The organism is Fortiea sp. LEGE XX443 (assembly GCF_015206815.1).
In the GTDB taxonomy this organism is placed as follows: Bacteria; Cyanobacteriota; Cyanobacteriia; order Cyanobacteriales; family Nostocaceae; genus Nostoc_B.
In genome coordinates this window covers 54,088-67,339 of sequence record NZ_JADEXZ010000017.1, presented here as the reverse complement: position 1 = coordinate 67,339, position 13,252 = coordinate 54,088, and the positions used below count along the sequence as shown (strand labels likewise).

At 42.1% G+C, this 13,252-nt stretch carries 9 protein-coding genes; 1 reads left to right on the top strand and 8 read right to left on the bottom strand.

The genetic code is table 11. The features are described 5' to 3' along the window. Positions 1-161: 161 nt before the first annotated feature. The 7 genes from IQ259_RS09365 to IQ259_RS09335 form a co-directional block, all read right to left on the bottom strand. Positions 162-941 carry a photosystem II S4 domain protein gene (locus tag IQ259_RS09365; RefSeq protein WP_193883947.1) on the bottom strand — a complete coding sequence of 260 codons (780 nt, stop codon included), beginning with the start codon at positions 939-941 and terminating at the stop codon, positions 162-164. A 165-nt stretch (positions 942-1,106) separates the two neighbouring features. After that, the gene (locus IQ259_RS09360; RefSeq protein WP_193883945.1) at positions 1,107-1,607 is read right to left on the bottom strand and encodes a hypothetical protein; all 501 of its coding nucleotides are present in this window, start codon (positions 1,605-1,607) and stop codon (positions 1,107-1,109) included. Between the two features lie 105 nt (positions 1,608-1,712). After that, positions 1,713-2,102: a hypothetical protein gene (locus tag IQ259_RS09355; RefSeq protein WP_193883943.1), complete on the bottom strand. Its 390-nt coding sequence runs from the start codon at positions 2,100-2,102 to the stop codon at positions 1,713-1,715. Between the two features lie 131 nt (positions 2,103-2,233). Beyond that, positions 2,234-4,420 carry a TolC family protein gene (locus tag IQ259_RS09350; protein ID WP_193883941.1) on the bottom strand — a complete coding sequence of 729 codons (2,187 nt, stop codon included), beginning with the start codon at positions 4,418-4,420 and terminating at the stop codon, positions 2,234-2,236. A 104-nt stretch (positions 4,421-4,524) separates the two neighbouring features. Further along, positions 4,525-6,084, bottom strand: a complete 1,560-nt coding sequence (kaiC, locus tag IQ259_RS09345; protein ID WP_193883939.1) for a circadian clock protein KaiC — start codon at positions 6,082-6,084, stop codon at positions 4,525-4,527. Between the two features lie 65 nt (positions 6,085-6,149). After that, positions 6,150-6,476 (bottom strand): circadian clock protein KaiB, encoded by a 327-nt coding sequence (gene kaiB / locus IQ259_RS09340; protein WP_193883937.1) that lies wholly within the window; start codon positions 6,474-6,476, stop codon positions 6,150-6,152. A gap of 113 nt (positions 6,477-6,589) precedes the next feature. Next, positions 6,590-7,171 (bottom strand): KaiA family protein, encoded by a 582-nt coding sequence (locus IQ259_RS09335; protein ID WP_193883935.1) that lies wholly within the window; start codon positions 7,169-7,171, stop codon positions 6,590-6,592. A gap of 685 nt (positions 7,172-7,856) precedes the next feature. On the opposite strand from IQ259_RS09335, the gene IQ259_RS09330 reads away from it, so the two are divergent. After that, a complete protein-coding gene (locus IQ259_RS09330; RefSeq protein WP_193883933.1) occupies positions 7,857-11,246 on the top strand; it encodes an ATP-binding protein in 3,390 nt (1,129 codons plus the stop codon). A gap of 22 nt (positions 11,247-11,268) precedes the next feature. On the opposite strand, the gene IQ259_RS09325 is transcribed toward IQ259_RS09330, so the two are convergent. Next, positions 11,269-13,164, bottom strand: coding sequence for a glycosyltransferase family 39 protein (locus IQ259_RS09325; protein WP_193883931.1), 1,896 nt, complete (start codon positions 13,162-13,164; stop codon positions 11,269-11,271). Positions 13,165-13,252 lie beyond the last annotated feature (88 nt).

The following is a 13,252-nucleotide window of genomic DNA, read 5'->3' as shown; positions in this document are numbered from 1 at the left end:
GGGAGCAAGGGAGAGGGTTTGCAGCTTTGATTGCCATAAAAATGGTGCAATTTAAATGACGATTAGCTTATTATGACTGAGGTATCCCATTTATTAGGAAAAGAACGTGATGACCTTCGCTGCCCTTAAAAGAGACATAAATAAAATTTAATGCCCATTTTTTACATATATCGAGTGAGTTGAATACGGTAACGGTCTTTTTTAGTAATCGCAACTTCTCCAACTTCTAAACGTCCTTTACCGCGAATCGCAACTAAGTCGCCGGATTTTAATTGAAAACTTGCTTGGGTAATATCCTTCCAATTAACGCGCACATCGCCAGCATCGATAAAATCAACCATTTTGCTGCGAGACATGCCAAAACCAGCACTGGCGATCGCATCTAATCTTAAAGAAGCCTCTACGGTAGTTAATTCTTTTTTCTTCGGTTCCCGAATTTTTAACTCGCTAATGTCAATCTGCTGGGTTTTCACAGGAACCGATCGCACTTGTTGCAGGTTCATTTCTAAGAATTCTGCTATTTCTGGCGCAACAATTACCTGTGCGCCTCGTTCTCCCAGAACAACAATATCCCCCGTCTTCTCGCGCACAATTCCTGTTCCCAACATTGCACCTAAAAAGTCACGGTGGGTGGCAGTATCAAATAAAAAATTGCCCGCAATTTCCAGGACAACAAGAGCGACTTGTGATTGATCGAGTGGGATTTCTCCACGAGCGATCGCCATTCTTTGCCGTTCAGCTTGAGGATATCCACCCCACGCCAGCAACTGCACCTCTGTCAAGCGGCTGAAAACCCGCTGAATTTCTGCCAATTCTGGAGGAGATAAAAAATCCGTCAAAACCACTTCCCAAGTTTTGATGGCTTGCTCTGCCTGATCGATAACGCGAGCAACACTATCTCGATTTTCTACACCCTTTAAAAGTTCTTCTCGTGGCAACATTATTAAGATCAATGGTCAACGGTCGTTTGTCATTTGTTTTTGATTAGAGAAGCAGAAGGTACTTCACACTAGCCTGTGGCAAGCCCTTCGGGTTCAGCAGTTGCTTCAAGTCGGGGAACCCGCCCAACGCACTGCTTCACCGCTGCGCGTCTACATACTTCATACTTATTTCCCTTCAGCGTAACCTTGGATATTTTCAGGTTCAAACTGACGTAATATCCGAGTTGCTTGCCGAGTTAAAGTTTCAGAACCCTGAACCACAATTAAGTATTTTCCAGCATCTAAGCGATTGCGGTAGGGTAAAGCATCACCACTCCCCACCAACATCCCAACTCCACCACCAACAAACACAGCCCCCATCGCACCACTAGCAGCCCCCAGTAGTCCTCCAACGACGTGATTGCCAATTTCACCCGCCCAGGCAAAGGTATCTAAACCAGTGATGACGCTGAAGGTAAAACCTGCAAAAAAGCCAAATGGCATTAGCCAAAATGCCATCAACTGTGCTTGCTTTTTAGCTTGCTCTTTGGGATCAATTAAACCAAACTCGTCAGCAGTTTTATAACCCCTACCTATAATTGTGCTATTAATGCTGTCTTTTTCTAAAGCTAAATAAGCAGCTTCGGCTTGGATGCGGTCTGATAATACGGCAACTAGGTAATTCATGTATCTAACAACAGTTGTCTGAGAAAGGTTTTACCTCACTTACCAGGGTATCAGTCATTTGTCAAAAGGCAGGTGGCAGAACGATAAAACTTCCCACTTCGCACTTCATACTTCATACTTCTTAATCGAATCCAATGGTTCACAAAAATTGTTCACACCTTGCTTCCAGGCATAGATTAAAACTGGTGTTGCCAAAATTTTCGGGAAAGTTGGTATTGTTTTGATGTGTGCCATCATCCCTAAGATAGAGTTATTGAGCAATTCTTCTCTAAACTCTGATTCACAAATCACCCCACGCCATTTTTTCGCCAAAGCGTCTAACCATTCAGCATTTGCCCTTTCTGGTTCTTGTCCTGCTTTTATAGCTAGTGTCATGGCTGCATCTTCTAAATCTCCTTCACAGTCTTCAATCAAATCCAGTGCTTCCATAGCTACAGGATCATCTACTAACTGAGAACGAAATAAGGCAATCTCTTGTGATGTAACTTGAGTCATAAATAGTCGACGGTCAATAGTCCATAGTCAACAGTCTAAAGTCAATAGTCTAAAGTCAATAGTCTAAAGTCAAAAAGACTCACAACTATTGACAATTGACCATTGATTAATGACTAATGACCATTAACTAATTAACGAAATGACCTGAAAGTAACTGCACGCTGTAATTGAGCCAAAGCACGGTTGTAATCCAAGATGGCTGTGACTCGATTACCTTCCGCCGTTGTTAAGTCAGTTTCTGAGTTGATCACATCAGTTTGCGTTCCCACACCAGCTTGGAATCGCAAACGTGCCAGACGTAGAGCTTCTCTGGCTTGTTCTAAAGCAGTGTTAGCAGTTTGAACGTTATCTAAATTAGCTCGCTGGGTAGAAAAAGCTTGTTCTACTTGAAAGCGGATTTGGTTACGCTGCTCGGCAAATTGTGTTTCGGCGATCGCGATATTAGATTTTGCCTGAGATGCTCTAGCTCGTGCTGCGCCACCATCAAAGATATTCCAGCTGGCTCTCAGCCCAAAAGAATAACCATCCGTAATGCTGACGCTATCATCAAACTGATCCAGCAGGTTGTAGTTAGCAATGAAACTCAGTTGTGGCCTATTCGTTGCTAATGCTTGCCGACGCTGTTGTTCACTGATATTACGTTGAGCTAATTGCTGTTGTAGTTCTGGACGATTTTGAAAAGCAAGGACGATACTGTCTTCTAATGACCTGTTCCACAAACCTGCTAGTTGCACAGCATCTGCTGAACTAATAGTTATTGTTTGTGGCAAACTTAAGCGAGTTGCTAACTGCCGACGGGCAATTTGCTGCTGTGAAATAGCATTAGTTAACTGTTGTTGAGTATTTGCTAACTGCACTTGCGATCGCAACACATCAAATCTAGTCCCAACTCCAGCACGCTCTAAGGCTTCAGCATCTCGCAAACTCGCTTGGGCATTTTCCACTGCTGACTGGGCAATACGTACTTGCTCATCTGCTCCTTGCAAGTTGTAATACTCTGTACTGACATTCAGGCGGATTTCCTCCGATTGCCGCTCTACATCTAACTCACTGAAACGTACCTGCTCCTCAGCTTCTCTGATCGCGGCTCGCCGACTTCCGGAAGTGTAAATGTTATAAGTCAACTGGGCTTGACCATTAAAACCTGTACTAGGCTCATCTTGGTTAGATGTTAACCCTGCTCCTCTATTTAACTCATCCTGAAGCTGACCAGAAGCCGACTGAGAGCGAGTAATATCCGCATTCAGATCCAGACTAGGATATAGGGCTGCTTGGGCTTCCCTTAAAGCTGCTCGGCTACGTTCTAGCTGCAATACAGATATCTGTAGTTCCCGATTGTTCCGCCGTGCTAACTCCAAAGCCTGTTCTAAAGTAATCGGTTGATTGCCTTGAACGGTCACGTCCTCTGCTTTTGTAGGAAATTGCAAGGGATTGGAACTAGGTATGAGGTTTTCTGGAACTTCTACAGCACCAGATGGAGCCGGATTATCGCCTGCTTCCACCTCCGTCTGGACAGCACCAGGATTACTAGGCACAGTAGTGGAAGCAGGCGCCACTTCAGTGCGTTCTGGCGTTGAGGTCGTCTCAGGTGTTGAAATGTTATTTTGTGCAGTCAGTTGTCCAGTCAATTTGGACTGCTCACAACCTGTAGAGTACAAAAACAAAGTATTGGATAAACCCATTTGCTGTGAGCAACTTCCCACAGCCAACAATTTAGCTGCCCCTGCACCCTTAACTGCCGTTTGTATAACTGCTGGCAGATGCGTTTTTAAATTTGGACTTGGCGCTGCTGGCTGTTTAATCGTAGATAGAGATACTGTTGTTTTTTGAATAGAAACAGGTTGGGAAGTAGCCAAATTGACAACTGTATTATTTAATTTCAGCCCAGAGACAGTAGCTAATTTCTTTCGTTTTTGAATCTTACTAGAATTATGCTGTTCTGAATTTTGAGAAAAATTTAAGGCAGGTGTCAAACTGACAAAACTACCTTGATTTTTCTGAGCTATTTGCGTAAGCGGTACACCAGTATTTTCTGTCAAGATGCCTGGGTTACTATTATTTCTTAAAATTGGCACATTGAATGTACTCAACTCAGAATTAAGTACTGCATCTGGGAAAATCTGGTTTGCAGTTTTAGGCAGTTGCATATTAGTATTGTCCGCCACCAAGTTGTGACTTTCATTGAAAGTCAAGACACTAGGAGAAGACGTTTGCTGTATGCTACTTACCTTTACTGTTCCAGCCCAAGCGGGCTGGGTTGTTAATACCGCTGCTGTTACGCCAGGTAAGAAAGTATGAAATAATTGTTGTCCTTTCACCGCATCCCCTCACACGAAAATCAATCTAGCGGCAGAAACCTTTTCTTCACCACAGAATATAGCACGATACTAAATTGAAGAAGGAATATATCACGATACCAAATTTAGGAATCGGAACTCTGTTTGTCTTCAAAACGTTTGACTATACGAGAAAGTTCCGCCTTTTCATCGACGCTAACGCGGGTAGGCGCACCACTGACAATTCTTTCATAATTCCGAAAAGAATCTTTAATTTCTGGCCCGTCAGCCGTAATATTATACTCACGAATTCCCTTATCGTGCCACGAACCTCGCATTTTAAATACGTTAATTGCCCGCGACATTTCACCACGAATTTCTACGTACTGTAACATCAAAATTGTGTCAGTAATTGTAGAAATATGGGAATCAGTAATTGAATGAGATCCCATAAATTGGTCAGTTGTGTTGGTAAAAAAACCAGTAATTTCTTCTTGCTTGGCATAACCGGTTACACCAATCACAAACTGTCTAAAAGCATTATTACTCACTCCTCTCGCTAAGGCTGAAAGTGAGTCAATGGCAATTCTTGCCGGTTTAAAATCAGCAATTTCTGACTTAATAATTTGCAAATGATCTTCTAAGCCAGTTGATTCGGGATAGGTACAAATGATTTTGAGTAGACCTTGATGTTCCAATTCCTCAAAATCAATTCCCCAAGAGTAAGCATTGCGTGATAGTTGAGCGCGTGATTCTTCATAAGCAAATAAAATTGCGCGTTCACCTTTGATACAACCTTCTTGAATGAATTTACTCACAAGTAGTGTTTTACCTGTACCAGTAGCTCCTGTTGCTAAAATAATCGAATCTTTGAAGAAACCACCACCACACATCTCATCTAGCGTTTTAACCCCCGAAGAAACGCGGACATTAGAAGACCTTTGAGTTAAGCGCATTGCTCCCAAGGGGAAGATGTTGACTCCGGCATTGGTAATTGTAAAAGGATATTCACCTTTCATGTGGGTTGTACCGCGTAACTTGAGGATTTCCGTCGTGCGACGACGACGCTCCCCTTCTAATACATTCCGCACTATTACCACGTTATCCGAAACAAATTCTTCGACTCCAAAAGATGCCACAGGCCCGTATTCTTCACCCCGTTCGGTGGTAATAATGGTGGTGACACTCAGTTGTTTGAGCCGGGCTACAAGCCGAAAAATTTCTCGCCGTACCACTCCGACAGCTTCATACTGTTGAAATACTGCGGTGATTGAGTCAATTGAAACTCGTTTGGCCTTGTATTTCCGAATGGCATATTGCAAACGCTCAATTAATGCGGAAAGGTCAAAGTTACCGACAATATCTTGACCTTCAGGATCGGGAGAAGCATCCAGAATAAATAACTTGCCTTCATTAATTAAACGTTGTAAGTTCCAACCAAAAATATGGGCATTTTTGATAATATCGCTGGGAGATTCTTCAAAGGTAACAAATACTCCTGGCTCATCGAAGTAGGTGATTCCGTTATAAAGAAACTGAAGAGAGAATAAAGTTTTCCCCGTGCCAGAGGTACCGCTGACCAAGGTAGTTCGCCCTACGGGTAAACCACCATGACTAATATCGTCAAACCCCTCTATCATTGTCCGAATTTTTTCTACACCCCCAATCGGTGTATGGTTTTGCTCTTTTTGCTCGGTTTCACTCATTGCTAGATCATAAATGGGTTTTTAACCCGGTTTTTTTATTACTAAAGTTGCTAAAAAAAATTAGATTAAAAGTTATGAGACTCTTCCCAGTCTTCTTCACTTAGTTCTTCATACAGCAAATCTAATCCAATCAATACTCTTTCTCTGTCTGACAGGTCACCAATGATTTTGCGAACGGGTGGTGGCAAAATTTTTGATAGTGTTGGTGTAGCTAAGATTTTATCTTCTTCTGCCAGTTGGGGGTTTTTCATTACATCAATTACTTTCAACGCATAAACACCTTGAAACTCCTGTTCTAATATGTTTTTTAGTACTTTCAATGCGCGGACTGAGTTAGGAGTGTTTCCCGCGACGTAAAGCTTGAGAACGTATGTTTTTCTGGCTTTATTCATAAAGGTACAAACTCAAGCATAAAAATGAAAATAATGTACGGGGTTACTGATTTTAGATAAATACATAGTCGTTCGTTACTGTTGAATATATTCTGGATAATGGGTGCAGTTTACTATTTAGAAACAGCACATCTATAAGCTTCACACAGGTGTGCTAGGACATCGATTAAGGTCAATCGGTAGTCTAGTAATGTTTCATCACTCCTTCCTTCTAATTTTAGCTGGTTAGAAAATTCTTCAATGAGTTCCATGTGAATTTCTATGATTTGAGGCACAGGAATATTAGCATAAAACATTGTATTGATAAATTTATCAATCTTTTCTTTCAATGTTTGGTCTGTAGTAAAGTAGTTTATGAGAATCTGGCGATAATCAGATTTAATTTGTTGTAACAACACTCGCTGATCGATTTGAGTCATTTGCTGAAAAACCTGTTGTGGTTTTTGCTTCTGGCACGCAAATACGTAAAAATATTTGGCTATAAAATTTTCATTAAGATTTGCTGGACACCATTTCAGTAAGGAGTAGAGTCTACCTGTGGTGTGAGCAACTAGAGATAATGTGCTAAATTGGGCAAAACGAGATTGAAAAAAGCACGAGTAGCTGAGGTTGGATCGTGATTGGATGCCTAGCCAATCTAGGTTATCTAAAATTTCTTTAACATTTGGTTGAAAAATTAGTATAGGTAGTAGCATTTAAATACTTAAATATCTTGCTTAATTATTCCAACTAAAGTTGGTTACGTTGAACAGAGTTTGAGTAAAGCTTGAGGGAACCTGACTAATAATAAGTCAATTTGTTAGTTTATTCTCAAGTAGCACTTTAGGTAAACACATATCTACAGTGGCTCAAAAACCACAGACAACAAGTGAGAAAGAGGATTTATTGAGCGGTTGATGTAGTGTTCGTTGTAGAGGATACATTCATTGATCTGTGATTTGCATAGGCATACTCTATGCAAAATTTGGCTTTTTTGATTTCACCCCTTGAGTAGGATACTTAAACTAACTTAAAGTATGAGCGCATTCTAAATCATTATAATTCCTCAAGGTTCTCAAGCGAATCTTTGGAGCCATAATTGTCTTAGCTGTCTGTCACCCTTAATGAGGAGTTCCAATACCAGTAAAACACTGTAAGGATATTTCCCAAAAATTCTAAAGTGACAAAAATAAAGACTGCTCCTGAGAAAATTAAAGTCAACCAGCAAGGCTATATCTAAGATAACCAGACCAACCACGGCAATGGTGTTACAGCTAAAACAAGGATTGTTGAGATAAATAAGTCTTGTTAAAGGAGATGACTGCAAGCGCGAACACTATCTACCCGATCGCCAATGCTAAAGCCAAATGCCGCTAGAGGAAGAATCAACCCCAAAGCCTTATGTCAATGCTACAGTACCCGCTTTATAACTTTCTAGCAACCGTACCCAAATGCGGTGAAACAAGTACATTAGTAGCGGCCTTAGAAATTTTTGAGCAAGAGCAGTGCGATCGCCTAGTAGTAGTAAATCAACAGCGAGAACCCATTGGGCTGTTAAATTCAGCCCGGTTAACACAAAAACTGTTGGCAGAATCTCCAGAAGATCAATATTTAAATTTATTACAACAGCCACTGTCAATCTGGAAGCAAAGCACTTTTGAGCCACTACACATATTAGCAGCAAGCGATCGCGTCGAGCAATTTGTCCAATTTTTGCGTTATTATCCTAGCCAATCCAGCAACAATGTCAACTGGACGCTGATTGATGCTGAAGGCAAATTCTTAGGGTTGCTGGACAGCACCCGTTTATTGAGATTGTTAGCCCAAGAAAAGTCCGGCATAACTACAGCGGGCAAAAAATATTCTAAATCTTTGAGAGCATCTGGCAGGATTGACCCAGAATATCTTGATACCGCAAAAAGCAGTGAGTCGAAGTTAAAAGCTCACTGGCGATTGCCCAGAGCCAATCAACGTCAGCCATTGCTACACAAATCTCTGATCAAGTTACTAGAACAATTGCCTTGGCCTTTGATGCTGCAAACCAGTACGGGTGAGATAGTCACACAAAATCCAGCTTGGTGGCAGCAATTGGGAGTCTTGAAAGATCCTGAAGACGTGCGACAACAAGTAGCAGCGATACTTTCCCCAGCCCAGGACAAACACCCAGAATACGCCAGCCAAAAAGCAGTGAGAGTTGCACATAGTGAAGATGGCGCATCATCACAAATGAAGCTGCATTCGGTAGAGAATACTTGGGCTGTTAAGCACGAAACCTTACCCAATAAAAATTTACTCCCGCAATCGCCATCAGCAGCACCCACTGTTAATCATCTACAAGAATCATCAATTTCTCCCGCAAATACCTTTAATCGCTGCTATTTAGATAGTCAGATGGGGACTTGTACCTGCGTTGTTGAAGAACAAAACGGTCAAGAAAGAATCTGGCAATTTGCTAAAATTCTCCTAGATAGCCCAGAATTTAAAGTTTTGAATGCCCAGCCAGGAAATTCGGATTACCTGTGGTTGGTATTGGCAACAGATGTCACCGAACAGCAACAACTGTGTAAAGAACTGGCAGCAAAAAATGCTGACTTGATTCAACTCAATCGCTTAAAAGATGAATTTTTAGCCTGTATTAGTCATGAACTAAAAACCCCTCTAACGGCAGTTTTAGGATTATCACGGTTGCTAGTAGACCAACAATTAGGGAAATTGAACGAACGACAAGCCCGCTACGCCGGACTAATTCATCAAAGCGGTCGTCACCTAATGAGTGTGGTCAATGACATTTTAGATTTGACCCGCATGGAAACGGGGCAGATGGAACTGACACCTGCACCCGTCAATATTCGTGCCGTGTGCGATCGCGCTCAATCGGAAGTCAAAGCTATCCACACTCAAAACAGCAAAACCCTACCCACCAGCCAAGCACCCGCGACAAATTCATCAGTACCCCAATTCACCTTGACCATTGAACCAGGGTTAGACCAAATGGTGGCAGATGAATTGCGCTTGCGTCAGATGTTGATACACTTACTTTCCAACGCTTTTAAATTTACTGAGACATCTGGTGAAATTGGTTTGCGCGTCAGTCGCTGGGAAGGGTGGATTGCCTTTACTATTTGGGATACAGGAATTGGTATCCCCGAACACCAGCAACATTTAATTTTTCAAAAATTCCAACAACTCGAAAACCCTCTCACCAGACAATTTGAAGGGACTGGTTTAGGACTAGTTTTAACGAGAGCTTTAGCCCGTCTGCATGGAGGCGATGTCAGCTTCTTATCCCAAGAAGGGAAAGGTAGCCAATTTACACTATTGCTTCCACCTTGTCCCCCAACCACAGGTTTTGCTGATTCCGAAACCAGCAACCAAGAAGCAGAAACACAGCAAAATATCGGCATCCAAAAAGTTCCTATTTCCGTAAATTCCCCTATTACTACTACCACTCAGCATCACGCTGGTTGCTCCCAAAGGCTAGTGCTGGTAGTCGAGGCGGTGGCTCGATATATTGAAGATTTGGCAGAACAGATCAAAGGTCTAGGTTACAGAGTCATTATTGCTCGCTCAGGTACAGAAGCTGTCGAAAAAGCGCGGCGCTTGCAACCACAAGCTGTCTTTTTAAATCCTTTATTACCATTACTTTCTGGTTGGGATGTTCTAACCTTATTGAAATCTGACATAGCGACGCGCCATATACCCGTGATTGTCACCGCCACAGGAGCAGAAAAGGAGCAAGCATTTGCCAATCAAGCCGATGGTTTCTTGAGTTTACCCATAGAAAATCAGGCTTTAGCACCACTTTTGGAAAAGTTGTGTGCTACACCAACAATTCCCCAGTCAGAACTTGACTGTAGTCAAGCTATGGCCAAAACCAAACCATTGCGAATTCTCCGATTGGTTAATCCAGAGTTACTATCTATCAACCCCCACCCCTCATTACAAGAGCATCGGGTTATCGAAGTGGATAGCCTAGATCAAGCAGAACTTTTAGCGCGGGTATGGCAGTTTGATGTCATCTTACTAGATGTAGAAAGTTCCTTAGCCCAAACTTATTTACAACAATTAATTCAGTACCCCCGTTTGGTAGCTCTACCATTGGTAACTTGTGATGTCGCTACTAGTTTGGCTGCTTCTCAGATACCTGGGCTTTCAGTATTTCCCTGCTTAATACCACTTGGCCAAAACAACAAAAGTCGCACTGACAAAATAGACCCACTCTTGTCGGTTTTACAAATTGCCTCTGGTATTTGTTGCCCACCAAGTATTTTAGTGGTGGATTTGACAACACTGCATGATTTACCCCAAATCAGGCGTAAACAGGTGAGAAATTACCGCACCCTGAGAAACTCCGCACTGACTAATACAACTGCTGTATTGGGAACTGAGTGGTTTCAAGCTTTAATTCAGTACCTACAAACAGCTGGTTTGAAAGCCGCAATCGGGCGCTGTTGGGCAGAAGTAAACCAACAAATTCGTCACAAAACGGTGGACTTGCTGCTAATTTGCTTAGGAGAATCCCCACTTCATCAGGACGTACTAAAAGCACTCAAAGCATTACAGGATTCATCTTTCAATTTACCGCCTATTTTGGTGCTTGACCAGCGTTCAGATCGTTACCGAACTGATGGTTTAGGAGAAATTGAACAGCACAAAAATAGCAGCCGAGATGGCGTAGATAAATCTGTCAGTGCGATCGCCACGGAGATTCTGCCTCGCTCGATCTCAATGGAAGATTTATTGCATCATATTAATCAAGCCTTATTTTACCATCGGCAAGAAAAGAGTTGATTGTTGTCTCCCATCAAGTTAATTAGGAAATATTCGGCTTTTGATTTTTCATTTTCTTGAAAGAAATTCTAATCAACTGATAAGCACCTTTTGAGGCTAAATTTACATAATTATCAGGTGGTAAATCCATTTTAACGAGGTTTCTATGTTCCGCTAAAACCAGTAATGAAGACGGTTTTACCGGAATATTCGTTTGATTTTGGATATACACAAGAGCATCAGTCGTCAATTTGATAAAATTTACTTGTTTGTGGCTATAAAAAACTACACTAGGCTTTTTAAAGCCAACCATAAGTAACTCTTCGTTTGGTTGTTTTACCTGAGCGACAACAGCAGCCAGTTCTTTTAAAGGCAACTGCCGTTCTTGATCCATCAAAAACATAGCAGGCATCAAAACAACAATTAAAAATGCGGTAAAACCCAACAAATTCCCAGCAATAATTCCTCGCCAACGCCGAGTTAGTAACAAAAATGCCAAGCTCACAGCAATCAAAAGGCAAATAGCACCGCCTAGTTGTACTAGACCAGAATTTTGCAGGTTTTGACGGAAATTTGGTGCAGCTTGATCATTGCCTAATAATTGGGTGATATGAAATATAGCCGCTGATAGTACAGCAAAAAATCCGACATTTGCCCAACCACTAACCCGGAAAAAATTGTCTGGCGATCGAGAAATAGAAGCAGATGGCGCTGGAAAATAATCACTCCATAATAAGGCTACCAAAATAGCAGCGGCTGGCATGAGCGGCAAAACATAGCTAGGTAGTTTAGTAACAGCAATCGTGAAAAAACCAAAAACCCCAAAAAACCAAATGCAAGCAAATAAACCCAATTGCTGAGAACGTTCTTGAACCAGCCATTGCGATCGCTGCCAAAATTTTAGTCTGGCGAAGGCCACAGGTAAATACACAGAGTATGGTGCAAAGCCTAAAAGCACTACCAAAAAGTAGAAATACCAAGGGCCTTGGTGACCATTAACTACTTCTGTAAAACGCTCTATGTTGTGATATCCAAAAAAGGAATTAATATAATTCCAGCCATTGCGCCAAATTACCAATACATACCAAGGGGCTGATAAAGCAAAAATCACCAGTAGCCCGATCAGGGGGCGCATTTCTCGCAAAACTTCGCGCAACTTACCCAAATACAGCAAAAAAGCCAGAATAACTAGCCCTGGTAAGACTATGCCCACAGGGCCTTTAGTTAAAATTGCCCCAGCAATTAGTACATAACAAGCTAAATACCACTTATTAGGGAGTAGGGAATGGGAAGCAGAAACGGAAGGGTTAGGAGATAAGAGGGAAATCTTCTCCTCTGCTCCCTGCTCCCTGCTCCCCTGCTTGTTTTTTGCATAGCCTAGAAAAAAACATAAGAGAGAAGATGCTATGCAGCCAGTTAGTAGCATATCCGAGACACCTGTTCTTCCCCAGACAATCATCTCTGGATTGAGTGCGATCATAGCAGATGCGATCGCCGCTGTTAAGTAGCGACGAGTTGGGCGATCAACCTGCTCGGCTGTGTCTTGCTTTGCCAGATGCCAATATACAGTATAAAAAGCCAAGCTAATCACTGCTATTGCGGCGATCGCGGAAGGGAGACGCACAGCCCACTCATTCACACCAATAATTGCATAGGCGATCGCTTGACACCAGTAAATTAAAGCAGGTTTATCAAAACGAGTTGCGCCGTTGAAAAATGGCGTAATCCAGTCACCCGTGACAAACATTTGCCGGGATGCTTCAGCAAATAACGGCTCTGTTTCATCAATCAAGCCAACACTGCCTAAATTCCACCCATAGCCTATCCAACCAATCAGCATCAACCACAAAACAGATAAAGTCACCGCTAGGGCTGGACGCTTTGCTATCTTGTTGAACCATTGGTCAACAGTGTGGAAATTACTCAATTTCATCCTCATTTGATTATTAGTCGAACAGTCAATAGTTGTTAGTCGTTAACTAGCGATATTTTGTTCTTTATTATTTCTGCTTTGCACTAGTCGTCAG